24 protein-coding genes are annotated in these 24,342 nt (G+C 71.8%); 18 read left to right on the top strand and 6 right to left on the bottom strand.

Annotated features, from left to right (window positions below):
* The first annotated feature begins 114 nt into the window (after positions 1-114).
* Entirely contained in the window at positions 115-1,710 is a 1,596-nt protein-coding gene (locus tag KXC43_RS17645; RefSeq protein WP_221377161.1) for a glycoside hydrolase family 13 protein, read from the top strand.
* Positions 1,711-1,747: 37 nt separating this feature from the next.
* On the top strand, positions 1,748-2,380 hold the full coding sequence (locus KXC43_RS17640; RefSeq protein ID WP_221377160.1) for a dihydrofolate reductase family protein: 633 nt from the start codon (positions 1,748-1,750) through the stop codon (positions 2,378-2,380).
* On the opposite strand, the gene KXC43_RS17635 is transcribed toward KXC43_RS17640, so the two are convergent.
* Positions 2,352-2,951: a TetR/AcrR family transcriptional regulator gene (locus KXC43_RS17635; protein ID WP_221377159.1), complete on the bottom strand. Its 600-nt coding sequence runs from the start codon at positions 2,949-2,951 to the stop codon at positions 2,352-2,354. The genes KXC43_RS17640 and KXC43_RS17635 overlap by 29 nt on opposite strands.
* Positions 2,952-3,036: 85 nt before the next feature.
* Between KXC43_RS17635 and KXC43_RS17630 the strand changes: the two genes are divergently transcribed.
* Entirely contained in the window at positions 3,037-4,311 is a 1,275-nt protein-coding gene (locus tag KXC43_RS17630) for a cytochrome P450 (protein WP_221377158.1), read from the top strand.
* Between the two features lie 21 nt (positions 4,312-4,332).
* Here KXC43_RS17630 and KXC43_RS17625 read toward each other — a convergent pair whose 3' ends face one another.
* Entirely contained in the window at positions 4,333-5,493 is a 1,161-nt protein-coding gene (locus tag KXC43_RS17625) for an outer membrane protein assembly factor BamB family protein (protein ID WP_221377157.1), read from the bottom strand.
* A 92-nt stretch (positions 5,494-5,585) separates the two neighbouring features.
* On the opposite strand from KXC43_RS17625, the gene KXC43_RS17620 reads away from it, so the two are divergent.
* The 4 genes from KXC43_RS17620 (at position 5,586) to KXC43_RS17605 (ending at position 10,700) form a co-directional block, all read left to right on the top strand.
* Positions 5,586-6,998 (top strand): alpha/beta hydrolase, encoded by a 1,413-nt coding sequence (locus KXC43_RS17620; RefSeq protein WP_221377156.1) that lies wholly within the window; start codon positions 5,586-5,588, stop codon positions 6,996-6,998.
* Between the two features lie 133 nt (positions 6,999-7,131).
* Positions 7,132-7,911 (top strand): alpha/beta hydrolase, encoded by a 780-nt coding sequence (locus KXC43_RS17615; protein WP_221377155.1) that lies wholly within the window; start codon positions 7,132-7,134, stop codon positions 7,909-7,911.
* Positions 7,911-8,762: an RNA polymerase subunit sigma-70 gene (locus KXC43_RS17610; protein ID WP_221377154.1), complete on the top strand. Its 852-nt coding sequence runs from the start codon at positions 7,911-7,913 to the stop codon at positions 8,760-8,762. The genes KXC43_RS17615 and KXC43_RS17610 overlap by 1 nt, the downstream gene beginning before the upstream one ends.
* Before the next feature lie 12 nt (positions 8,763-8,774).
* The gene (locus KXC43_RS17605; protein ID WP_255644277.1) at positions 8,775-10,700 is read left to right on the top strand and encodes a Xaa-Pro dipeptidyl-peptidase; all 1,926 of its coding nucleotides are present in this window, start codon (positions 8,775-8,777) and stop codon (positions 10,698-10,700) included.
* A gap of 53 nt (positions 10,701-10,753) precedes the next feature.
* Here the strand turns inward: KXC43_RS17605 and KXC43_RS17600 are convergent, their stop codons facing one another.
* Positions 10,754-12,688, bottom strand: coding sequence for an Hsp70 family protein (locus tag KXC43_RS17600; RefSeq protein ID WP_221377153.1), 1,935 nt, complete (start codon positions 12,686-12,688; stop codon positions 10,754-10,756).
* 405 nt (positions 12,689-13,093) lie between these two features.
* Between KXC43_RS17600 and KXC43_RS17595 the strand changes: the two genes are divergently transcribed.
* Entirely contained in the window at positions 13,094-14,035 is a 942-nt protein-coding gene (locus KXC43_RS17595) for a carbon-nitrogen hydrolase family protein (RefSeq protein ID WP_255644276.1), read from the top strand.
* Positions 14,036-14,062: 27 nt separating this feature from the next.
* On the opposite strand, the gene KXC43_RS17590 is transcribed toward KXC43_RS17595, so the two are convergent.
* Entirely contained in the window at positions 14,063-14,521 is a 459-nt protein-coding gene (locus KXC43_RS17590) for a hypothetical protein (RefSeq protein ID WP_308129129.1), read from the bottom strand.
* A gap of 80 nt (positions 14,522-14,601) precedes the next feature.
* On the opposite strand from KXC43_RS17590, the gene KXC43_RS50915 reads away from it, so the two are divergent.
* Positions 14,602-14,733, top strand: coding sequence for a hypothetical protein (locus tag KXC43_RS50915; protein ID WP_255644275.1), 132 nt, complete (start codon positions 14,602-14,604; stop codon positions 14,731-14,733).
* 35 nt (positions 14,734-14,768) lie between these two features.
* Here KXC43_RS50915 and KXC43_RS17585 read toward each other — a convergent pair whose 3' ends face one another.
* A complete protein-coding gene (locus tag KXC43_RS17585) occupies positions 14,769-15,080 on the bottom strand; it encodes a DUF6223 family protein (RefSeq protein WP_221377151.1) in 312 nt (103 codons plus the stop codon).
* 133 nt (positions 15,081-15,213) lie between these two features.
* Here KXC43_RS17585 and KXC43_RS17580 point away from each other — a divergent pair, with 133 nt between their 5' ends.
* Together KXC43_RS17580 and KXC43_RS17575 are read left to right on the top strand one after the other, a co-directional pair.
* Entirely contained in the window at positions 15,214-16,323 is a 1,110-nt protein-coding gene (locus tag KXC43_RS17580) for a sensor histidine kinase (RefSeq protein ID WP_255644274.1), read from the top strand.
* Positions 16,320-16,979, top strand: coding sequence for a response regulator (locus KXC43_RS17575; protein ID WP_221377150.1), 660 nt, complete (start codon positions 16,320-16,322; stop codon positions 16,977-16,979). The genes KXC43_RS17580 and KXC43_RS17575 overlap by 4 nt, the downstream gene beginning before the upstream one ends.
* A gap of 158 nt (positions 16,980-17,137) precedes the next feature.
* Here the strand turns inward: KXC43_RS17575 and KXC43_RS17570 are convergent, their stop codons facing one another.
* Positions 17,138-17,863 carry a class I SAM-dependent methyltransferase gene (locus KXC43_RS17570; RefSeq protein WP_221377149.1) on the bottom strand — a complete coding sequence of 242 codons (726 nt, stop codon included), beginning with the start codon at positions 17,861-17,863 and terminating at the stop codon, positions 17,138-17,140.
* Positions 17,864-18,038: 175 nt separating this feature from the next.
* Here KXC43_RS17570 and KXC43_RS17565 point away from each other — a divergent pair, with 175 nt between their 5' ends.
* The 7 genes from KXC43_RS17565 to KXC43_RS17535 all read left to right on the top strand — a co-directional run.
* The gene (locus tag KXC43_RS17565) at positions 18,039-18,317 is read left to right on the top strand and encodes an MSMEG_0570 family nitrogen starvation response protein (RefSeq protein ID WP_221377148.1); all 279 of its coding nucleotides are present in this window, start codon (positions 18,039-18,041) and stop codon (positions 18,315-18,317) included.
* The gene (locus KXC43_RS17560) at positions 18,314-19,612 is read left to right on the top strand and encodes an MSMEG_0569 family flavin-dependent oxidoreductase (protein WP_308129128.1); all 1,299 of its coding nucleotides are present in this window, start codon (positions 18,314-18,316) and stop codon (positions 19,610-19,612) included. The genes KXC43_RS17565 and KXC43_RS17560 overlap by 4 nt, the downstream gene beginning before the upstream one ends.
* Positions 19,609-20,412, top strand: coding sequence for an amidohydrolase family protein (locus KXC43_RS17555; protein WP_221377147.1), 804 nt, complete (start codon positions 19,609-19,611; stop codon positions 20,410-20,412). The genes KXC43_RS17560 and KXC43_RS17555 overlap by 4 nt, the downstream gene beginning before the upstream one ends.
* Positions 20,413-20,418: 6 nt before the next feature.
* Positions 20,419-21,063, top strand: coding sequence for an MSMEG_0572/Sll0783 family nitrogen starvation response protein (locus KXC43_RS17550; RefSeq protein WP_255644273.1), 645 nt, complete (start codon positions 20,419-20,421; stop codon positions 21,061-21,063).
* 5 nt (positions 21,064-21,068) lie between these two features.
* A complete protein-coding gene (locus KXC43_RS17545; protein WP_221377146.1) occupies positions 21,069-22,121 on the top strand; it encodes an MSMEG_0568 family radical SAM protein in 1,053 nt (350 codons plus the stop codon).
* 140 nt (positions 22,122-22,261) lie between these two features.
* Complete coding sequence (locus KXC43_RS17540; RefSeq protein ID WP_221377145.1) at positions 22,262-23,074, top strand: hypothetical protein; 813 nt, start codon at positions 22,262-22,264, stop codon at positions 23,072-23,074.
* Positions 23,071-24,342 (top strand): MSMEG_0567/Sll0786 family nitrogen starvation N-acetyltransferase (locus KXC43_RS17535; RefSeq protein WP_221377144.1); only part of this gene is annotated, 1,272 nt, incomplete at its 3' end. The genes KXC43_RS17540 and KXC43_RS17535, both read left to right, overlap by 4 nt.

The following is a 24,342-nucleotide window of genomic DNA, read 5'->3' as shown; positions in this document are numbered from 1 at the left end:
TCCCAGCGGTGTCGACCTCTCCAGAGTGACACGGGCGCACACGGGTTGCCGTTCGTTGCGTTCGCGCGAGGCGCCGTTCGACCCGCCGATCGGTGCGGCATGTCAGCAGAGCCGATGCAGGACACGCGCCCCGTCGAGCACGTCGCCCGCGCCCCGTGGTGGCGCGACGCCGTCGTCTACCAGGTGTATCTGCGCTCGTTCGCGGACGGCAACGGCGACGGCGTGGGCGACTTCGCCGGGTTGCGGGCGCGGCTGCCCTACCTGGCTGAGCTGGGCGTGGACGCGGTCTGGGTGACCCCGCACTACGTGTCGGGCGGCGCCGACGGCGGCTACGACGTCATCGACTACACGGCGGTCGACCCCGAGTACGGCACCGTCGAGGACGTGCGGGGCCTGATCGAGGACGCCCACGCCCTCGGCCTGCGGGTGCTGCTGGACATCGTGCCCAACCACACCAGCGACCAGCACCCGTGGTTCCAGGCCGCCCTGGCCGACCCGGACAGCCCCGAGGCGGCCCGCTACCACTTCCGGCCGGCGAGCGAGGAGCCGCCGAACAACTGGCAGAGCATGTTCGGCGGGCCGGCCTGGTCGCGCACCCCGGACGGCCGCTGGTACCTGCACCTGTTCACGCCGCAGCAGCCCGACCTGAACTGGGACGATGCCTCGGTGGTCGCGGATTTCGACCGTACGCTGCGGTTCTGGTTCGATCTGGGCGTCGACGGCTTCCGCGTGGACGTCGCGTACGGCCTGTTCAAGGACCCTTCGTACCGCGACAACCCGGGCATCTACTCGCCCACCCTGTTCGGGCACGGGCCCGAGCAGGCCATGACCACCAACCAGCCGCAGGTGCACGAGATCTGGCGCCGCTGGCGGGCCCTGTGCGACTCCTACGACGAGCCGAAGATGCTGGTCGGCGAGGTCTCCCTGGCCGACCTGGACGAGGTGGGCCGGTACGCCCGTCCCGACGAGCTGCACCACGCCTTCCAGTTCCGCCTGCTCAAGAGCGACTGGGACGCCTCGTCGTTCGCCGACACCATCGCCGAGGCGCTGACCGCGTTCGAGACGGTCGGCGCCCCCGCCCCGTGGGTGCTGGGCAACCACGACAAGGCCCGCCAGGTCACCCGCTACGGCAGCGAGCGCCGCGCCCGCGCCGCCGCCCTGCTCATGCTGGCCCTGCCGGGCTCGGCCTACCTGTACGCCGGCGAGGAGCTGGGCCTGCCCGAGGCCGACGTCCCCGACGCCGCCCGCCGCGACCCGATCTTCTTCCGCTCCCACGGCCGGCGTCCCGGCCGGGACGGCTGCCGCATCCCGATGCCGTGGGAGGCCACCGACCCGAACGCCGGCTTCTCGACCGCCACCCCGTGGCTGCCGCAGCCCGCCGACTGGCCGGCGTACGCCGTCGACCAGCAGGAATCCGACCTCACCGCCACCCTCACCCTCTACCGGCAGGCGATCATGCTGCGGAAGCTGCACCCGGCGCTCGGCTCCGGCCTGGCCGCGGTCACCCTCGACGGCAACGTGATCCGCGTCGACCTGGTCGCCCGCACCGGCGACCCCGGCCCGATCACGTGCTGGATCAACATGGGCGCGGCCCCGGTCACGGTCCCGGCCGGCCACGTGCTGCTGGCGTCGGCGCCGGACCAGCCGGGTCCCTCGGGTGGCCGCCTGACCCTGTCCGGGGACACCGCCGTCTGGGCCACGTCCCTATAGTGGTTGCAAATCGCAACCACTTCTGGAAGAGGGACCGATGGGCCGCTTCTCGTACTGGATGAACGTGTCTCTCGACCTGCGGATCGAACAGGCCCCCGGCGACGACGGAGGGGGCGACTGGATGCGCATCGACGAGGAAGTGCACCGCGAGTTCAACGAGCGGGCGCGGGCGCTCGCGGCCCTGGTCCAGGGCCGGGTCATGTACGAGACGATGGAGGGTTTCTGGCCCGGCGCGCGGGCCGACGCCTCCTTGCCGGACTACATGCGCGAGTACGGCGAGATCTGGACCGCCGCCCCCAAGGTGCTCGTCTCGCGCACCCGCGACAGCGCCGGTCACCACACCCGGGTCATCGGCGGCGACGACGCTGTCGAGCAGCTCGCCGCCCTGCGGTCCGAGACCGACGGCACCATCGGCGTGGGCGGCGCGACCCTCGCCACGCAGCTGCTGCGGGCCGGGCTCCTGGACGAGCTGCTGCTCTTCACCCACCCGGCGATCCTGGGCTCCGGACGGCCGTTGTTCGACGACCACGACGTGCCGGTCGAGCTCGACCTGCTGGAGCAGCGTTCGTTCCAGCAGGGCGCCACCATGCACCGCTACGCCGTCCGGACCGCGACAGCGGCAAGCGGTCCGGGATCGGCTGTCAGCGCGGGCCGAGCAGGCGCGCCGTAGCGTCGACGGCGACGCCGGTGATCGTGGCGACGTCGCGGCCCTCCTCGACCGTCACGGCGATCAGCTCGCGCAGGCCGCCGAGCAGGATCGTCGCGGTCTGGTCGGAGGCCGGGCGCACGCCGGCGGCGGCCAGTTGCGGCGTGTCGGTGAGGCGGCGGATCAGGGCCACGAAGTTGCTCATCGTCTCGCGCTGCAGCTGCCGGGCTCGATCTTCGCCCAGGGCAGGGACGTCACGGATCCAGCTCAGCGTGATCGGCGGGTCGGCCTGCACGGCGGCGATCCAGCCCTCGATGGCCTGGCGCACCTGAGCCTCCCACGGCGCCGCCGGGTCGACGGCGGACGTGATGCGCGCGATGGTGCGCTGGTTGCTCTCGTGCAGCAGCGCTACCAGGCACTCCTGGCGGTCGGCGAACTGCGCGTAGAACGTGCGCCTCGAGGTGCGCGCGGCCCGGACGATGTCGGCCACCGTCGTGTCCCGATAGCCGCGCTCGCGGATGCCGGCGGCGAGACCGTCGAGCAGGCGGCGGCGGTGCCCGGTGTCGGCGCCGGCCGGCGCGTCGAGGGTCGTCACCTGGCACACGCTACCCCTTGCCCGGCACCGGTACGTCGGCGTACCGTCGGCCCGGTACGTCGGCGTACCGCGCGAGGAGGTCGCTATGACAGTGCTGCTGCCGGACGGTCCCACCAGCCCGCGTCTGGTCCAGTCGCTGAGCTTCGCGCTCTCGCGGCGGCGCACCATGGAACGGCTGCGCGCCCGCTACGGGTCCGCGTTCACCGTGCAGTCGCTCAACCTGGGCCGGATGGTGATGCTCGCCGACCCGGGCGAGGTGCGCGAGATGTTCCAGGCGAGCCCCGACGAGGCCGACACCCCGGACGCCAACCTCGGCTCCGTGCTCGGGCCGGGCTCCTTCTTCGCCATCAAGGGCGACGAGCACCGGCGGCAACGCAAGCTGCTCACCCCGCCCTTCCACGGGCGCAGGCTCCGGGCGTACGAGGGCCTGATCGAACGCGAGACGCGGCGTGAGACAGCCGCCTGGCCGCAGGGAACGCCGTTCCCGGTGATGCCGTCGACCATGCGCATCACCCTCAACGTGATCCTCGGCGCGGTCTTCGGGGCCGAGGGCGCCGAGCTCGACGAGTTGCGCGCGCTGCTCCCGCGGATGGTCCGGCTCGGCTCGATCCTGGCCGTGCTGCCCGTGGTCCGGCGCGACCTCGGCGGCTACGGTCCGGGCGCCCGCTTCACCCGCTACCGGCGGCAGTACGACGCGATCATCGACCGGCTGATCGACCGCGGGCGCACCGACCCGGCCCTCGACGAACGCGACGACGTGCTGGCCATGCTGGTGCAGTCCCGCTACGACGACGGCGCCCCGATGAGCCGCGGCGAGATCGCCGACCAGCTGCTGACCCTGCTGGCCGCCGGGCACGAGACGACGGCGACCACCCTGGCCTGGGCGGTCGAACGTCTGCGCCGGCACCCGGCCGTGCTCGAACGACTCGACGACGACGAGTTCCGTGCGGCCACCCTGACCGAGGTGCAACGGGTGCGCCCGGTCGTCGAGATCACCTCACGGCAGGTGCGCTGCGACGAGCTGACGCTGGGCCGCTGGACGCTGCCGCGGGGCACAGTCGTCACGGCCTGCATCGCCCTGCTGCACGACGACCCGGCCCTCTTCGAGAACCCGTACGTCTTCGACCCCGGGCGCTTCGCCGGCGCGCGGGCCGACACCTCGGCCTGGATCCCGTTCGGCGGCGGCGTCCGCCGCTGCATCGGCGCTGCCTTCGCCACCCTCGAGATGAACGTCGTGCTGCGCACCGTCCTGCGCGACTTCACCCTGGAACCGACCGCCGAGCCGTCCGAGCGCCCGCACAGCCGGGGCATCGCCGTGGCCCCCGCCAAGGGCGGCCTGGCGGTCGTCCACCGCCGCTGACGCAGCGGTCGTCCGCCGCCGCTAAGGCTGCCTGGTCGAGCCCAGCCCGACCAACTGGTCGCCGACCTGATAGATCAGGCGGTTGCTGCCGTGGACGACGAACGCGGTGGCGGCGGGGAAGCTGCGGCGCAGCCCCCGCGACTGGTCGTAGAAGACCACCCCGGGACCCGACGCGAGCAGCCAGCCCGCCCCGGCCCGCACGCCCCACGGGCGGCCCGAATCCGGATCGGGGACACCCAGCGCGGCTGGGAACTCGCGCCAGATCCGGTAGCCGCCGGCCTCCGACCAGGCCAGCTCGCCGGTGACCAGCTGCTCACCGGGCCGGATGGGCACGGTGCGGGCGGTCCCGTGATAGTCGTCGAGAACGGTCACCCGGCCCGGCTCGGGCAGGAGGAGGCCGTCCAGCGTGACGTCGAAGTCGCACGTGCGGGCCTCCCGTTTCCACACCTGCTTACCGAAGTCGATTCCTCGCAGAACGATGCGGCAGCCGGGGCGGGTGGGCGGCGTGATCACGGCCAGGCGGTAGAGACTCGGCTTGAGCACGGGCAGCGGGCCGGGCGGCGTCGGCACGGTCCAGAGGCGGCGGCCGTCGAGGGGCGACAGGGCCGAGATCGTCGTGCGGCCCACTGTGTGGAGGCCGTCGGTGAGCGTCACCCGTTCCGCGGTACGAACCTTCCAGGCCCGCTTGCCCGTCTCGAGCAGCAGGGCGGTGAGGTCGCAGCCCCGGGCATCGCAGTGGTTGAGGACGACGGCCGCCTCGAGGCCACTGCCCGCGACCACCATGCGACCGCCGGGCGACTTCCTTTCCCACAGCAGGTCACCCGACCATCGCGAGAGCACCCTGACGGCCCCGCCCCGGCCCGGCACGACGAGATAGTCGTCGAGCACCATCGGCCGGTTCGCGCTGCTCGCCGCGTACGTGCCGGGCAGGGTCTGCGTCCAGCGCACCAGGCCGGTCTCGAAGTCGACGGCGGCCAGCCCGGTCCCCTCGGCGATGACGCCGCTCCCGGGGTCGACGAAGGCCCACTGCCGCCGCCCCTCACCCGGCGCGGGCACCGGCGAGGGAATCCGGTACACCTCGACCAGCGGCTCGTCGGCCAGCGTGGGCGGGTCGGCCTCGACCGGAACCCAGCAGCCGGCTGCCGTGAGGACGACCAGCAGCGACACCAGCAGGAGACGCATCAGCCCACAGTGCCAGCCCGCCGCAAGACCAGGGTGGCCTCAGGGCATCACCTGATGTTGTCTCGGTGCGCGCACTGTCGAGGATGGACGGCATGATCCGTCGCCGCAGCATCGTCGCGTCCGTGACCGCCATCGTGACCGGCCTGGCGCTGGCCGCCACGCCGCCGGCCTCGGGCGCCGACCGACCCCAACCGCGCATCGTCTGGACGCAGTGCGCCGACGACATCCCCAAACTGCCCGTCGACGACGTCGTGCGCTGCGGCAAGCTGCGATTACCGGTCGACTGGGCGCGGCCGCACGGAGCGACGTTCGAGCTGTCGATCGCGTGGCGGCCCGCGCTCAAGCAGGATCAGCGGGTCGGGACGCTGGTGTTCGGCCCGGGCGGGCCGGGTGACTCCGGCGTCGAGCGCATCCGCCGCGGCAACCGGTTCAGCCCCGAGATTCTCGACAAGTTCGACACGGTCAGCTTCGACCCGCGCGGGGTCGCCCGCAGCGGCGGCCCGTCGTGCTCGCTCGCCGTCGCACCGCCCGGATTGCTCACCAGCCAGGCCGATTTCGACCAAGCGGTCGACGGCAACCGAGCCGCGTGGACGGCCTGCCGGGCGACCAGCCCGGTGTGGAACCACGCCGACACGCTCAGCGCCGTCCGCGACCTCGACGCGCTGCGATCGGCCCTCGGGGAACGGCGGCTCACGTTCCACGGCAGCTCCTACGGCACGTTGCTCGGCCAGCAGTACGCCGAGCGCTACCCGGACCGGGTGCGGGCGATCGTGCTCGAGAGCGTCTTCAACCACAGCCTCGGCGTACGCGCGTTCGTCCGGACCCAGGCGTTGGCGGCGCAGGACGCTTTCGACGAGTTCGTGACCTGGTGCTCCCCCACCCGGGTGGAGTGCGCGCTGCGCGGCTCCGACGTGCGGGCGGAGTGGCGGGAGGTGCTCGACCGGGCCGACCGCGGCGAGTACCAGGGCGTCACGGCGTTCGACATCTCGACCCTGCCGATCGCCCGGCTGGCCTCCCCCGACCGCGCCGGCCTGTCGCGCGACATCGCCGACCTGCGCGACGGCAAGGTGCCGACGATCAAACTCCCGCCGCTGGTCTCCTCCGTCTTCTGCGCCGACTGGCCGGCCGAGGTCCGCGATTTCCCCGCGTACGCCGGGCTGGTGCGCGCCGCCCGGGCCGTGGCGCCCGATGTGCGGTACGGCGGCGGGCTGCTGGCCGTGCGAGCCTGCCTCGGCTGGCCGTCGCCGGTCGCCAACCCGCCGTCTCGCCTGCACGTGACCACCGAACGCCCGTTGCTGCTGCTCAACTCGCGGCACGACGTCCGCACCGGCTACGCGTGGGCGACCGACGTGGCCCGCCAGCTCGGCCGGCACGGGCGGCTGGTCACCTACGAGGGCTCGGGCCACGGCGCGTACGGCACCACGCCGTGCACCACCGCGGCCGTCGACCGCTACCTGATCGACCTGGTGGTGCCCCCGCCCGGCGCCGGCTGCCCTCCGGCCTGACGAGCCCGGTGCGGTAGGCGACGACGAACTGGGCGCGGTCGCGCGCGCCCAGCTTCGGGATCGTTGCCGCCTACTACGTCATCAAGGCCTCGGAGGCCGATTCCTTTGGCGGGCCGGTGCGGTCTGTATCGGTATGACGACGACAACTGATCTCAATCGGCTGCTCTGGGAGGAGCGGGCCGCGGGCGACGACAGCCGGGCCTGGGAGTCGCTGACCGCCGAGCCGGTGGGTCTGCGGGAGGAAGCCGGCGACGACGGACTGTGGCTGCGGCCACCCGGGGCCGGGGACGACCGTGTGGTGCTGGCCATTCACGGTGGCGGGTTCGTGAGCGGGTCGATCGCCACGCACCGGCGGATGTTCGGGCACCTGGCACTGGCCTCGGGACTGACGACGCTCGTGGTGGACTACGGGCTCGTGCCCGACCATGTCTGTCCGGCGCAGATCGAGCAGGTCGCCGCGATCTACCGGCGGTTGGCGGGCCGGCGGGTGGCGCTGGCCGGGGACTCGTGCGGCGGAACTCTGGCCCTCGAGGTGGCAGGGCGGGAAGCCGTACCGGAAGCGCTCGTGCTCTTTTCGCCGTGGGTCGACCTCGCGGCGGAAGGGGCGGGCTACGACAGCGGGAGCGACCCGTTCTTCACGCCGGAGCTGGTGCGCGGGCTCGCCAAGGCCTACCTGGCGGGTGCCGAGCCGGCCGAGCTCGACCTCGGCGGGCTGCCTCCGACGTACGTGCAGGTGGGCGGGGACGAGGCGTTGCTCGACGACGCGCGGTTGCTGGCCTCGAAGTCGGCGGCGGTCGAACTGGACGTGTTCCCGGGGCAGCTGCACACCTTTCAGATGGCCGCCGGGAACTCGGCGGTCGCCACCGGCGCCATCGCGAAGGCGGGATCGTGGCTGAGCCGCACAATGGCCTGATGACCGCACCGAGCTTCGAGGCGGAGACCGGCGGACTGCGGCGGGGGCTGGCCGCGCACTGCTACCGGATGCTGGGCTCGTGGGACGAGGCCGAGGACGCCGTCCAGGAGACGTACCTGCGGGCCTGGCGGTCCTGGGAGCAGTTCCAGCACCGTTCCTCCGTACGGACGTGGCTCTACCGGATCGCCACGAACGTCACGCTGACGGCGCTGGAGGGTCGCGGCCGGCGTGCCCTGCCGTCGAACGTCGAGGACGACGAGTTGTGGATCCAGCCCTACGCCGACGACCGGGACGACCTGCGGCTGGCGCTGATCGCCGGGCTGCAGACGCTGACGCCCGGCCAGCGCGCGGTCCTGCTGCTGCGGGACGTGCTGGCGTTCCCGGCGGCCGAGGTCGGGCAGATGCTCGGCCTCACCCCGGCCGCGGTGAAGAGCGCCCTGCAACGGGCCCGGGCCCGGCTCGGCGACGCCGCCCACCGTCCCGACGACGTGGCCGAGCCGACCAGCCCGGCCGCCCGGCGCCAGCTCGACGCGTACATGACTGCCTTTCGTACGGCCGACATCACCGGGCTGACGGCGATGCTGCGCCGGGACGCCCGGCTCGAGCTGGTCCCGGGCCGCGAGTGGTTCGACGGCGTCGAGAACTGCCTGCCCGTCTTCGCCGGCGCGGTCGGCGAACCCGGCGACTGGCGGATGGAACCGGTCGTCGTGAACGGGCAGCCGGCGGCCGTGGTGCATCTCAAGGGCGAGCCGATGGGGGTGGCTGTGCTCGACTGCCGGCTCGACGGCATCGCCGCCGTCACAGTGTTCTTCGACCCGGGGCTCGTGGCGCGGTTCTCGCCATCGACGTAATACGATGCGTCGATGTCAGGGCTACGAATGCGCGCGCTTGCCGTCGCCGTCGCCGCGGGGGTCGGGGCCACACTGACCATCGCGGTGACGCCGGCCGCGGCCGCCGGGACACCACACATCCGGGCCGGGGAGACAGTGCCGGTCTATTCCTACGAGAACGCCGTGCGGGAAAGCGTCTGGGTGCAGACCACTCTGGACAACGACCTCGACGGCGTGCCCGACCGGGTCGCGGTCGACATCGTGCGGCCCCGGGAGGCGGCCGACCGGCGGATCAAGGTGCCGGTCGTCCTCGAGGCGTCGCCGTACTACTCGTGCTGCGGTCGCGGCAACGAGAGCGAGCTCAAGGAGTACGACGCCAACGGCACGATCACCAAGCAGCCGCTGTTCTACGACAACTTCTTCGTGCCCCGCGGGTACGCGTTCGTCGCGGCCGACCTGGCCGGCACGGGCCGCTCCACCGGTTGCATGGACGTCGGCGGGCGCGAGGAGGTGCTGAGCGCCAAGGCCGTCGTCGACTGGTTGAACGGGCGCGGCCGGGCCACGTACGCGGACGGAACCCCCGCCGTCGCCACCGGCTGGACCAACGGCCGAACCGGGATGATCGGCAAGTCGTGGGACGGCTCGGTGGCCAACGGGGTGGCAGCGACCGGCGTCGAGGGTCTGGAGACGATCGTGCCGATCTCGGCCATCTCCAGCTGGTACGACTACCAGCGCTACAACGGTGTGCTGCGTGCCGAGGACTACCCCGGATACCTGCACGAGGTGGTCAACGGGCGCCCCGAGGGCGTGTGCGCCGCGACGCTGAAGGAGCTCGACGAGGGCAGCGACGACGCCACCGGCAACTACAACGGCTACTGGGCCGAACGCGATTTCCGCCGGGACGCCCACAAGGTCCACGCCAGCGTGCTGGTCGCCCACGGGCTCAACGACACCAACGTGACGACCACCCAGTTCGCCGAATGGTGGGACAGGCTGAACGTCCCCAAGAAGATCTGGCTGCCCCAGCAGGGCCACGTCGACCCGTTCGACATCCGCCGCGCCGAGTGGGTGGAGACGCTGCACAAGTGGTTCGACCGCTGGCTCCAGGGCCTGCGCAACGGCATCGAGCGGGAACCGCAGGCGACCATCGAAACGGCGCCGGGCACGTGGGTGAACGAGCGGACCTGGCCCGCCGCGGCCGCGCGAACGACGAAGGTGGCGCTCGGCAACGGCAACGGGACGACGGGCACGCTGGGTGGCCGGCCGGGCAGCGGTTTCCGTACGTGGACCGACGCCCCCGATCTCAGCGAGGCGGCCGCCGTCGCGAATCCGGCCGGCGCCGTTCCCGGCCGGGTGGCCTTCCTGTCCGGGCCGCTGGCTCAGGGCGTACGGATCTCCGGCACCCCGTCCGTGTCGCTGCGCGTGCAGGTCGATCGACCGACCACCGAACTGACCGCCCGGCTCGTCGACTACGGCACCGCGACGAGGGTCAACTACCAGGCCCGGGGCGAGGGCATCACCACGCTGACCACCGAGTCGTGCTGGGGCGCCTCGACCACGGCCGACGACGCCTGCTACCGCGACACGGCCGAGAACGTGGTCACCAGCGACCACGCCATCCTCGCCCGCGGCTGGCAGGACGCCGCCCACCGCGTCTCGCTGCGCTTCGTCACGCCGCTGCAGCCCGGCCGCTGGTACACGGTGACCGTCCCGATGCAGGCCACCGACCAGCGCATCGCCGCCGGTCACGTGCTGGGCCTGATCCTCCAGGCCAGCGACAACGAGTACTCGACGCCGCAGTCCACCGGGGCCACGATCCGCCTCGACCTGCGTGGCAGTTCGCTGCAGCTGCCGCTCGTCGGCCGGCTCCCGGCTCCGTCCGCCACGACGCCGTCGGTGTCGACAGCCCCCTCCGCGAACAGGTCGGCGCCCCAGCGGTTCCAGCCCCTGCTCCCCTAGGGTCGTTCGCCCGTCACGGTGGTAGGCAACCACCGTGACGGGCCGAACCACGCTCAGCGTTTCGAACGGCCCGACCCGGCGATGAGCAGCACGAGGCCGACCAGCGCGGCGACCACTCCCGGCACGAACCGGGCGAGCCCGACCCCGCCGGCCACGACGAGCACGGGGAACCACGCCAAGCCCGCCAACAGGAGTCCCAACCCGGCCACCATCAGCCGGTTCTCCTCCTCGGGAACAGCTTCGCCGGTCTCCCCCACCGGCCCGGTCCGGTTCTCGGCACGCCGGGAGACGGGCCGCGAGAACGCCCGGAACCCGCCGGAGAGTTCCAGATCGTTCGCGGGCTCAGCGTTGCGCGGCCGGCCAGCGGGCTCAGGCTGATATTCACCAGCCGCCTCCGGGCCGGCACTGCGGTAGCCACCCACCGCCCCAGACCGGAAAACGCCGGAGTCTTCGACCCTCTCCGGCTCCGCGCCGCGATGCCCGCCGGCCGCCGCCGACCGGAATACACCGGAGTCTTCCACCCGCACCGGCTCAGGACCGCGATGCCCACCCACGGCCCCCGAGCGGAACACACCAGAATCGTCGACCCGCGCCGGCTCAGCACCGCGATGCCCGTTGACGGCCCCCGAGCGGAACACACCGGAGTCTTCCAGGCCATCAGCCCTGCGGCGTCCACCCCCGGTTCCCGGGCGGAACACGCCGGAATCCTCAATGCCCGCCGGCTCCGCACGACGGCGGCCGCCCACGGCACCCGACCGGGACACGCCGGAATCGTCCAGGTCGTCAGGCTCCGCACGACGGCGCCCCACCCCGGCGCCCGGCCGGAAGACGCCGGAGTCCTCCAACTCGTCACGGCGGCGTCGGCCGACGCTCGTGTTCGGCCCGCCACTCGGCGATCCCTCGTCGGGCCGGGTGTGCCGGCCGCTGCTGCCGACGGCCGGCTCGATCTGCGGCATCGGCGCGCTGTGCCGCCCGGCCCAGTCCGGCTCGCGATGGGCGACGCCGCCGTCGCCGCGTCCCGGTTCGAGACTCGGCCCGGCGCTGAACTCCGGTGCGGCCCGACCGGGCCAGGCCGCGCAACCCTGCGCGATCACGAGCTCCGGATCAGGCACGGGCGGAATGACGGCGTACGGCCCGGCTACGGCGGCGACGAGCTGAGTGAACACCGGAACGCGGCTGGTGCCGCCGATCAGCAGTACGGTAACCGGCTCCGCTGCCCCGGCGAGCGCGGCCCCGACCGTACGCACCACCGGTTCGAGCACCCGCGTGGCCACCGCCTCGAACTGCACGCGCGGCACGGTGACGCCCACCTCGGCCAGCGGCACGAGCAACGCGGCGCTCGGCTGCCGCGACAACGCCTCCTTGGCGCCGACGATCTGCAGCATGAGCTTGCTGCTCGCGTCCTCGTCGTCCGGAGTCTCCGCCCGGTCCAGCCGCTCCCAGGCCGGCAGCCCGCCCGACGCGGCCACCCACGACCGGATCAGCTCGGTGAGGCCCGCATCGAGCGCGTCCCCCGCCGCGTCGGCCAGCGTCTCGGCCGCCGCCACCGCGAGCCCGCCCGCAGTCCGCCGCACCAGGGTCACGTCCGCCGTGACCGCGCCCACGTCGACAACCAGCACGCAGTCGGTGTCCGTCACCAACGAGGCTGCGGCCAACGGCTCCTCGACAACGTCGACGCGGCCCAGCCCCGCCAGCATCGCCGCCGACGCGAGCGCGTCCCGCTCAGCCGGGTCCCAGCCCAACGGACAGCTGACCACAGTCTCAACGGCCGAGATCCCACCCATCCGGCGCATTTCGGCCGCAACGCCGTCGAAGACGGCAACCAGCCCGTCCGAGCCCAGCGCCGCCGAGGGCAGCAGAGGCGACCCGTCGAACAACAGCGGCCGCGCCCCTCGGCCCGGCTCATCCAGGATGGCGACCGTGTTGACGCTGCCGACACTGATGCCCAGCCGCGTGACGCCCGCTGTCGCCCACCCCTCCCCAGTCATAGGGGAGCAGTCTCGACCGACAAAAGCCCGAGCAGGATCCCCCGATTAGGTGCGCTCGCCCGACGGCTCGCCATCAATACCCAGAAAACACCCACATTGCGACCAAGATCACGCCCCACCCCCAGCGACGCAGATCACTGTCTCACCCTCCACCGGCCAGCATCCGCCGTCATCCGCTACCCCACCCGGGGCGGGAGCACACCCCGCACAGCCAGCTCGGCGAGGAGTTGATTGTTGTCGCGGTAGTAGATCGTGGCGATGCCGGCCCGGGCGGCCCCGTCGAGGTAAGCGGGTGTGTCGTCGAACGAACAGGCATTGGTGCGCGCGGCGACGCACCCGCGTCAGGGTCGATCACCTTCGGCACTGTCGGGGTGCGCGGTTCCGCCCGCCCTAGCGCGGGCGAGCATGAGCCACGCGGCCGGGCGCGATTCGTTTCGGTCCTTGCCTGCCGCTTCGCTGAGCAGGCGTCAGCCGCGACGCTTTCGGTACGGTGCTGTGGTGGCACGAGCGGGGAAGATTCGGATTGCCGTCGCGCAGACTGAGGTCACTACGGATCCCGGCGTGAACGGTACGGCGATCCGTGCGGCCCTGCGCCGAGCCGCCGAGCAGGGAGCACGCCTCGTTCATTTCGGCGAGGGCGCACTGTCGGGCTACGTCGGTCCCGCGAAGGCGTACTACTCCGGTTGGCGCATCGACTGGGCGCCGGTCACCGAAGAATTGCACGCCACGATGGCCCTGGCCGCGGAGCTCGGCGTCTGGGTGGTCGTGGGTGGCAATCACCGGTTGTCCGGCGAGCATCGGCCCCACAACTCGCTCTGGGTGATCGACGATCGTGGCCGGCTCGCCGACCGCTACGACAAACGGTGGGTATCGCACTCCGAGATCACCGGCTTCTACACACCCGGCGACCACGTCTGCGCCTTCGAGGTGGACGGTTTCCGATTCGGCTGCCTGCTCTGCATCGAGGTGAACTTTCCCGAGTTGTGGATGGAGCAGCAAGCACTCGGCGTGGACTGCGTGCTCTTCTCCACCTACTCCGAAGATCCGATCTTCGAAGTCATCGCCCGCGGCCACGCCGCCACGAACGGCTTCTGGGTCAGCATCGCGGTGCCCACCCCGTGCGCGCCGGCCATGCCGTCGGCTGTGGTCGGCCCGCACGGGTATGTCCTGCAGCGGGCTCGGCCGGACGGCTCCGAGGTGATCTGCGTCGACCTCGACCGGGGCGATCCCGTGCTGGACGTCGCACTGAACAAGGCCCGGCCCTGGCGGGAAACCGCCCGCGCCGGTCACATCTACACCGCTCACCGGGTCAACGACCCGCGCAGCACCGATCGAACCCGCGTCTGACCACTGTCGGCGGCCGTCGGCGCCGGATCAGAGCTCGTCCATCAGCAGGACGCCGTCCGGCGAGTAGAAGTAGTCGCGCACGTCGCGAGCCCAATCCTCGACCGTCCCGGCTCCCGCATGCGACAACCACTCGGAGAGAGCCGCGTGCTCTTCGGTGTACCCGTTTTCCGAGAGCCACCGCAACGTCTCGTGCCGGCCGGCGCCGAAGATCGCCTGAGCGTCGAAGCCGATACCCAGGTCCATGTCACCCGTACGGAATTTCGCGTCGTACAGGCGGCACGAGTCCGCCGGGTCACCGATCAGAAACAGCAGGAACGCCGTCACGTAGATCTGCTCGAACTCGTCGCTCTCGCCATTGTCCGGACCCTCGCGCCAAACCCGCTCGAGGTCGAAGATCTCCCGCAGCATCGCGTGGTGGGGACGAGGGTCGCCGACGTCCACCATCCGGAGCGCCTCCCGGCGAGAAGCGGGGCTCGACAGGTCCACGGCTGCACGATAGTCCAGCATGAGACGCCGCAGGCACTCAGCAGGCGGAACGGCTCAGCGAACAGATCTGGGTTCCCATCGTGGCCGACGCGCACACCGAACTGGCGGGATTCACCCCGGCCCAGCTCGGTGTGATCGAGCGGTTCCTGGGCGTCGCCCTGGCCGATCAGCGTCGCCACGCCGACCGTCTCCGACCGAACCGGGACACCTGACCCGGGAAGCGGTGCCGGGCCGTCGGTGCGCCGGGTCAGCGTGGCGTTCGTGTCGTCCGGCCCGCGCGGCCGAGGGCCAGCCGGCCCAGCCCGCCGCCGATGAGCCCGAACGCCACGGCGACGTAGCCGCCGACGACGCCGCTTCCGCTGCCCGGGCCGCCGTCGGCCACGGCGATCACAAAGCCGCCGGCCAGCAGGCCGGCCGCGCCCACGATCACGGCGGCGAGGGGACGGCCTCGGGGGCCGGGGCGGACCAAGGCGTACCAACCGAGGAGGACCGCGGCGAGCGCGATCAGCGCGGCGGCCGTCGCGAACAGGCGGCCGCTGGTCAGGGAGTAATCGGTCATGGGTCCGATGGTGGCGGCCGGCACCGGGTGGGCGCGTCGTGCAGCTGTGGACACTTGGGCTGCTGCCGGCGCAGTAGTCGTCTGCTTCGCTCGGATGATTCGCACCGGGCGGTTGTCCGGTTATGGTGCCCGCATGGGCGGGATGCGCATCGACCTGCGGGACGCGGCCGTCGCCGTCGGGGTGGCGGCGATCCTGCTGTTCGACGGCTTGCCGGGGTCGCGGCCGGGTTCCGCCGTGGTCGGCTGGGTGCTACTGGCGGCGGGCGGTCTGGCGCTGGTCGTACGGCGCAATTGGCCCGTCGCCGTTCTTGTGGTCACGGGGTTGTGCGCGGTGGCCTACCGGGCGGCCGGATTCGAGGTCTTCGCGGTCGCCTATCTGGTCGCGGTGTATTCGGCCGTACGGGCCGGGCGGCGGCTCGCCACGGTGGTCATCAGCGTCGCGGTGCTGGTCGCCCTGCCCTTCGCGGCCGTGTTGTCCGGTTCGGACGGTGCCGGTGCGGCAGTCGACCAGGCGCGCGGTGTTCTCGAGCTGGCCTGGCTGATCGCCGCAGGCGCGGCCGGCGAGGCGTTGCGGCAGGCCGAGCGCCGGGCCGACGAGGCCGAACGCACCCGTGAGGAGATCGCCCTGCGCCGCGCCGGCGAGGAGCGACTGCACCTGGCGCGGGAACTGCACGACTCGCTCACCCACCAGATCTCGGTCATCAAGGTGCAGGCCGAGGCGGCCGTCCACCTGGCCCAGCGGCGCGGCGAGCAGGTGCCCGAGGCGCTGGCGGCCATCCGCGAGGCCGGGCGGGAGGCGTCGCGCGAGCTGCGGGCGACCCTGGAGGCGTTGCGCGACGACGACAGTGCCGTGCCGCGCGGTCTCGGGGACGTTCCGGACCTCGTACGGCAGGCGCGGTCAACCGGCCTCGAGGCGACGCTGACGGTCGACGGCCACCGCCCCGATCTGCCGGAAGCGGTGGACCGCACCGCGTACCGGATCGTCCAGGAATCGTTGACCAACGTCACCCGGCACGCGGCGGCGGCCGCCGCGACGGTCCGGATCGGCTACCGGCCGGGCGCCGTGTCCATTCAGGTCGACGACGACGGCCGGGCCGCTCCGGGCGACAAGCCGGTTCCGGGGACCGGGCTGCTGGGCATGCGGGAGCGGGTGACCGCCCTCGGTGGCCGGCTGCGCGCCGAGCCCCGCGCGGAGGGCGGGTTCACCGTCCACGCCGAGCTGCCGGTGGACCGTACGCCATGATCCGGGTCCTGCTCGTCGACGACCAGCCGCTGATCCGCAGCGGATTCCGGGCCCTGCTCGACGCCGAGCCCGACGTCGAGGTGGTGGCCGAGGCCGGCAACGGCGACGACGGAGTGGCGCTGGCCCGGCAGCATCACCCCGACATCGCGCTGGTCGACATCCGGATGCCGGTCACCGACGGCATCGAGGCGACCCGGCGCATCGCCGCCGACGAGAGCCTGGCCGGCGTCCACGTGGTGATCCTGACGAACTACGGTCTCGACGAGTACGTGTTCCACGCGCTCCGGGCCGGCGCCGCGGGCTTCCTGGTCAAGGACATCGAGCCGGAGGACTTCCTGCACGCCGTCCGCGTGGCCGCCCGCGGCGACGCCCTGCTGGCCCCCTCGATCACCCGCCGCCTGATCGACCGCTACGTCGCCGACCCACCCCGCAAACCCGGCGCCGCCCTGCGCAACCTCACCAACCGCGAACGCGAGGCAGTGGCACTGGCCGCGCGGGGCCTGTCCAACACCGAGATAGCGGCCCGCATGGTGATCAGCCCGGTGACCGCGAAGACCCACCTCAACCGGGCCATGACCAAACTGCACGCCCGCGACCGGGCCCAGCTCGTGATCTTCGCCTACGAGTCGGGACTGGTCACACCGGACCGCACCTAGCTGTTTCGTAGTGGGGGTGGGAGCGAGGCGCGGTCCAGATTTCGTCTGGTGGTGGCTCGCGGAAGCCCGGCTCCCGGTGTTGGAACCGGGTTTTCGCGGGGCGCCGCCAGGCGGGATCTGGGCCTCGCCGCAGCCCCGGCCCCGCTGCGAAACAGACCCTAGGCCGGGCGGGAGCGCCGGACGCAGGTCAGCATGGGCAGCGGGAACTCGCCGTCGGCGGTTTCGGGGCGGGCGGCGAGGTAGGCGCGGATGCGGTCGAGCGTGGCCTCCCGTTCCCGCTCGGGCATGACCAGCAGGCCGGCCCGGGTCGCCAGCGTGGCCACCAGGGAGTCGGCGGTGCGGGTCTGGACGTGGGGGAACTCGGCCGGTTGCCCGGGAAGGCCGGATGTGGCGGCGCGCCAGGCCGCGGGGGTGTCGCGGGGGCCGATGACGGCGCTGCCCGCGACCCGGGCCAGGCCGGCGACCCAATCGACGCTGTCGTCCAGGACGTTCCACAGGCCGGCCAGGACGCCGCCAGGGGTCAGCACCCGGGCGATCTCGGGACCGGCGACCGTCATGTCGAACCAGTGCATCGCGTTGCCGGCCACCACGGCGTCGACCGACGCGTCGGGCAGCGGGATGGCCTCGGCGTTGCCGGACCGGGCCTGGACGGCGGGCACGGTGCGGCGCAGCTCGCTCAGCATGGCCGGGTCGGGCTCGACCGCGGTCACTTCGGCGCCCAGGGTGATCAGGGTGGCCGAGAGCTTCCCGGTGCCGGCGCCGAGGTCGAGCACCCGCGGACCGGGTGCGGGGTCGAGGGCCCAGCGGACTGCGGCCTGCGCGTAGTCGGGGCGGTGCTCGGCGTACGCCGAAGCCGCCGTGCCGAACGAGGAGGCTTCCTTCATCCGGTCAATGTAGTGGGCGCAGCACGCCCGAAACAGCGTCGTCATCCGCGGTCGAAGTGAGGCGTTTCTAACGGCGGATTGTTCCGGAGGAAACCTCGGCGAAACCCCCGATTCCTTGACTGTGACCCATCACCAGCCGCTCTACCTGGGCGGACGGGCCGGTTAGGGGTTCACGATGCCGGAACGCTATGTGTTGGTGCGCTGGCCGGACGGCGAAGCGCAGAGGATCTACTCGCCCTCGACGGTGGTCGAGGACTTCTTCTCCGCGGGGCAACGGATGGCGGTCGGCGACTTCGTCGCGACGAGCCGGGCCGCGCTGACCGAGGCCAGCGAGCGGGTGCGCCGGGCGTACGGCTTCCCGTGCGGCAACGCGGCCCGCAGCCTGGCCTCGGTGGAGGCTCGGGCCGCCGCTCAGCCCGCCGGTGACGTCCTCGTCGAAGGGATCGAGCCGTGAGCGACGGGCACGTCAGCGTCGCCGTGATCGGCGGCGGGCAGGCCGGTCTGGCCATGAGCTGGCACCTGCGGCAGAGCGGCGCCGACCACGTGGTGTTCGAGCGGGACCGGATCGGGCACGAGTGGCGCGACCGCCGGTGGGACTCGTTCTGCCTGGTCACGCCGAACTGGCAGTGCCGGCTGCCCGGCTATGCCTACAGCGGGGACGACCCGGACGGGTTCATGGCCGGCTCCGAGGTGGTCACCTTCCTGGAGAAGTACGCGGCCAGTTTCGATCCGCCGCTGCGCGAGGGCGTCCGGGTGAGCCGGCTCCGCCGTACGGGGAACGCCTTTGAACTGCTCACGAGCGACGGCCGGGTCACCGCGGACCAAGTGGTGATCGCCACCGGCGGCTACCACCGGCCGGCGATGCCGCGGCTGGCCGAGAAGTTCCCGTCCGGTGTGGTGCAGCTGCATTCGTCGCAGTATCGGAACCCGGAGCAGTTGCCCGACGGGGATGTGCTGGTCGTCGGCACCGGACAGTCCGGCTGTCAGATCGCCGAGGACCTGCATCTGGCCGGGCGGCGCGTCCATCTGGCGGTGGGCAGCGCGCCCCGGGCCGCCCGGCGCTACCGCGGGCGGGACACCCTCGCCTGGCTCGAGGAGATGGGTCACTACGACAAGAGCGTGCACGAGTTCGGCGACGCCGACGAGGTGCGGCTGCGCGCCAACCACTACATGACCGGGCGGGACGGCGGGCGCGACATCGACCTGCGCCTGTTCGCTCAGCAAGGAATGCAGCTTCACGGCCGTTTGCTGAGCGTCGACGACACAACGGCGACGTTCGGCGACGACCTGGCCCGCAACCTGGACAACGCAGACGCGGTGGCCGAGGGCATCAAGGACGCCATTGACGCGTACGTCGAACGAGCGGGCCTCGACGCGCCGGCGGAGACGCGGTACGAGCCGGTGTGGACGCCCGGCGTGCCGTCGCCCGCACTCGATCTGGCCGACGTGGCCGGCGTCGTCTGGGCGACCGGTTTCCACCGCGACCACCGGTGGATCGAGGTGCCGGTCTTCGACGGCCGCGGCTATCCGACCCACGACCGCGGCGTCACCAGTTGCCCCGGGCTGTACTTCCTGGGCCTGCCGTGGCAGCACACCTGGGGTTCGGGCCGGTTCGCCGGGGTGGCCCGCGACGCCGAGCACCTGGCCGGTCAGATCGCCCGCGCGCGACGCCGGCGCGTGACCGAGGACGTCAGCTGGCTGGCCGGCACCCCGACGGAGACCTACCCGGACCTGGAGTGGGCGGCATGACCAACGACGCCCACCGCCATCTCGGCGTACTGCCGGCGTTCCCGTTCTACGGCGGGCCCCCGGTCAGCCCGGACGTCACCGCCCGGGGCACGATCGACGAACTGATCCGGGATCTCGACCGCGAGAAGACCGAGCGCGCGCTGATCCTGCCGAACTACGGCGTGCCCGATCCCGACGTCGCGTTCGGCTTCAACGACCTGGTGGTCGAGGCCGCCGCCCGGGACGACCGGATCCGGTGCGGCCTGTGGGTCAGCGCGAAGGCCGACGACCGGGCCCGTACGACGAAGGCCCTGAAACTCGCGGGTGAGCCCGGCGTCCGGGCCCTGAAGATCAGCTTCCTGCTCGGCGGCAGCATCGACGACCCCGGACTCGAGCCGATCTTCGCCGCCGCCCGCGAGCACGACCTGGTCGTCCACGTGCACACCTCCCCCGGCGCCGCGTCCGACATCGACCGGGTCGGACAGCTGGTCGACCGTCACGGCGACGACGTGAAGATCCACCTCGTCCACTTCGGCGGCGGGATGAGCGGCCACATCAAGCTGATCGGCGGCCGCTTCTTCGACTGGATCGCCGCCGGCAAGCAGGTCTACACCGACCTGTCGTGGGCGATCGGTTTCGCCCCGCGCTGGCTGGCCCAGGAGATCGACCATCGCGGCCTGGGCGCCGACCGCGTGCTGTTCGCCAGCGACGAGCCCTGGGGCGACCACGCGGGCGAACTGGCCCGCCTCCAAGCAGCGGCGGCCGGGCGCGAGCTCAGCGACGCCGTCTTCCGGACCAACTTCAACAACTTGTACGCCTAGTTCGCCTTGTACGCCCAGTTCGTCGATTCCGCCCAGTTCGTCGATTCCGCCCAGCTCGTCGATTCCGCCCAGCTCGTCGATTCCGCCCAGCTCGTCGATTCCGCCCAGCTCGTCGATTCCGCCCAGAAGGAGATCACCGTGACCGACCTGACCGACCTCGAGCAGAAGAGCCTCAACGAGATCCCCCACCCGGCCCTGGCCGAGGGTTCCAGCATCTACGGCGGCACCAAGGTCTTCCCCGACTACAAGGCCGAGGAGGGCCAGAGCTACTTCACGCTCGTGCACGGCATCGCGCACGAGTCGTCGGTCAGCTTCGTCGCCGTCCTGCAGGCCACCCGAGCGCTGCGCAAAGGCTTCGAGGCGGCCATCTACTTCTACGGCCCGGGCTCGCTCAACTGCCTGGCCACCCGCGGCTTCCCGACCACCGGCACGAGCGCGTTCCCGGGCGAACACAACATCAACAATTCGCTCAAGACGTTCATGGCCGAGGGCGGCAAGGTCTACTGCTGCCGGTTCGGCCTCTCGCTGCACGGCGCCCGCGAGGAGGACCTGATCGAGGGCGTCATCCCGACCCACCCGCTCGACGTGCAGGACGCGCTGATCCACTACGCCCGCAAGGGCGCGATCATCAACTCGACCTACCAGCTCTGATCCTCGTGTCTATCGACGTTCGAGCCGACCTCGCCGTGCGCGGCGTGCGGGTGCCCACACCCGTGCGCCGCCCGGCGGGGGCCGGTCCCAGCGACGACGGCCACCTGGTGATCGACGGGGGCAACGCCGCACTGCCGATCAACCCCCAGAGCCCGTACGAGGTACGGGACAACAAGCTCTGGCTGGGCGAATCCGACACGGGCCTGTCGCTGTCGGTCGTGCACCGCCCGAAGTTCTACGACCTGCAGACGGCCGAAGGCATCCCGTACGAGAAGATCGCGCGCCTGCACGGCAAGGACGTGCTCGCAACAACCGTGGTGCAGACCTGCATCCGGTACGCCGAGGAGCAGCGCTGCCGTTTCTGCACGATCGAGGAGTCGCTGCGCGCGGGAGCGACCGTAGCCGCCAAGACCCCGGCCCAACTGGCTGAGGTCGCCGAGGCGGCCGTACGACTCGACGGCGTGACCCAGATGGTCATGACCACCGGCACCACGACCGGCCCCGACCGCGGCGCGCGCAACCTGGTGCGGTCGGTCCGCGCGGTCCTGGACGCTGTGCCCGGTCTGCCGATCCAGGTGCAGATCGAGCCACCCGGCGACCTGACCGCCATCAACGACCTGCACGACGCGGGCGCGGTATCGATCGGCATCCACGCCGAGGCACTGGACGACGAGATCCGTCTGAAGTGGATGCCCGGCAAGGGTTCGGTGCCGATGGCCGACTACGAGGCCGCCTGGGACCACGCCGTCGAGGTGTTCGGCCGCAATCAGGTCTCGACCTACCTGCTGATCGGCCTCGGCGAGAACCCCGACGAGCTTGTCGAGGGCTGCCGAAGACTGATCGCGCGCGGCGTCTACCCGTTCGTCGTCCCGTTCCGCCCGATGACCGGCACGCTGGCCCGCCGCGACGGCATCGCCGGCCCACCGCCCTCATTGGTACGGGACGTCTCGTCTCGCGTAGCCGCACTGCTGCGCGAAGCAGGAATGCTGGGCGGCGACCAGAAGGCAGGCTGCGCCGCGTGCGGCGCCTGCGGAGTGCTCCAGGCGGCCGGCGGATGACCGGCCCCACACAACTAAGCGGTCACCTGTGGGGAACCGGCCTCACGTGGATGAGCGATTGCGCGCAAGACAGCGATCGCCCGCGGACGACCGATCACGCATGGATGAGCCATCACACGCGGACAACCGATCACGCGCGGATGACCGATCGCACGTGGATGAACGCTCGCACGCAATTGACCGATCACGCTTGCCTGACCGATTCGGCGTGGATGAGTGAGCCCGCACGGTTGACCGATCGCACGCAGTTAACCGATCACGCGCGGTTGATCGATCAAACGTGGTTGAGCGCTCGCCCGTGGATGAACGCTCGCAGGCAATTGACCGATCACGCGCGGATGAGCGATCACGCGCGGATGAGCGATCGCAGGTGGATGAACGCTCGCACGCGGACGACCGATCGCGCGCGGATGACCGATCACGCGCGGATGACCGATCACGCGCGGATGACCGATCACGCGCGGTCGACTGATCGCAGGCAGTCGACCGATCACGCGCGGACGACCAACCGCACGTGGCTGAGCGATCACGCGTGGCTGACCGATCCGGCGTGGATGAGTAAGCCCGCACGGTTGACCGATCGCACGCAGTTAACCGATCACGCGCGGTTGATTGATCAAACTTGGTTGAGCGCTCGCACGTGGATGAAGGCTCGCACGCAATTGACCGATCACGCGCGGACGACCGATCGCACGTGGACTACCGATCGCACATGGATGAGCGAGCACGCGCGGATGAGCGAGCACGCGCGGATGAGCGACCACGCGCGGATGAGCGACCACGCGCGGATGAGCGACCACGCGCGGATGAGCGATGACAGGCGGTTGACCGGGCGCACGCGGTTGAGCGATCGCACGGGGTTGACCGATCGCGCGTGGAGGAGCGATCGCGCGTGGGTCGGCGGATCCTGTTCGTCCGAGCGATTGCGATCGACCGGTGGAGGTGCTGAATGACGGATTTGGTTCCCGCGCTGCTCGGATCGCCGCGCTTTCTGATCGAGCCTGCGCGAACGCGCACCGACTACTACCGGTTGCGGCGGCGGGTGTTCGTCGACGAACAAAAACTGTTCGCGGCGAGCGATTTGGACGACCGGGACGACGATCCGCGCACGATCGTGCTGGAGGCGCGCGATCCGAGCGGTGCGCTGCTCGGTGGCGTGCGGTTGGGGCCGGCCACGGACGGTCCGGACATCGGCTGGTGGCAGGGCGGTCGGTTGGTCGTCGACCCGGCTGTGCGCGGCGCTCAGGGGATCGGGCCCGCGCTCGTGCGGGCCGCGTGTGCTGCGGCCGAGGAAGCCGGTGCGCTGCGTTTCGACGCGAGCGTGCAGGCCCGGTTCCGGCGCATGTTCGAACGGCTCGGCTGGGAATCCGTGCGGTCCCTGACCGTCGCGGGGCAGCCGCACCACCTGATGCGCTGGCCGATCGGGCGGATCGCTGCCCTGGCCGCGGCGACCAAGAATCCGCTGGGCGGACTGCTGGACGGGCTCAACCCGGGCGGCGGCGGGTTTGTCGGGGACGACGGAGCCCCCGTACCGGGAACCGATCTGATCGCGGCGTGCGACGCGATTCTGCCGTCCATGGTGGAGCGCGACCCGGACTGGGCGGGCTGGTGTGCCGTGCTGGTCAACGTGAACGACCTGGCGGCCATGGGCGCGACGCCGGTCGGCCTGCTCAACGCGATCGGGGCCCGCGACGCCGCCCACGCCGCCCGGATCATCGGTGGCCTCAAGCGCGCCGCCGAGGCCTACGGAATCCCGATCCTGGGCGGTCACACCCAGCTCGGCGTGCCGGCTTCCTTGTCGGCGACCGCCCTCGGACGAACAGCCGACCCGGCACCCGGCAGCGACGGAAACCGCCACGAACGCGCACGCCCAGCGAACGACCCGATGACCGGCGGCAGCCTGGACCACCATGAACGCGCACGTCCCACGACCGGCTCGATGCCTGGCGGGGGCGTAAACGACCCCGAACGCGCACATCCCACGACCAACCCGGTACCCGACGGCGTAAACCCCGGTGATCGCGTACGGCTGACCGGCAGTCCGGTGCCGGATGGTGGCGAACATCCCGGCGACCGCGTGCGGCGCGCAGCCGGACCAATGCCGGGCGGTGACGAACATCCCGATGACCGCGTACGGCCCGCAACCGGACCAATGCCGGGCGGTGACGAACATCCCGATGACCGCGTACGGCCCGCAACCGGACCAATGCCGGGCGGTGAC

The sequence above is a fragment of the Paractinoplanes polyasparticus genome (genome assembly GCF_019710575.1).
In the GTDB taxonomy this organism is placed as follows: domain Bacteria; phylum Actinomycetota; class Actinomycetes; order Mycobacteriales; family Micromonosporaceae; genus Actinoplanes; species Actinoplanes polyasparticus.
Note: the sequence above shows the minus strand (reverse complement) of the source record. Positions and strands in the feature narration are given on the sequence as shown.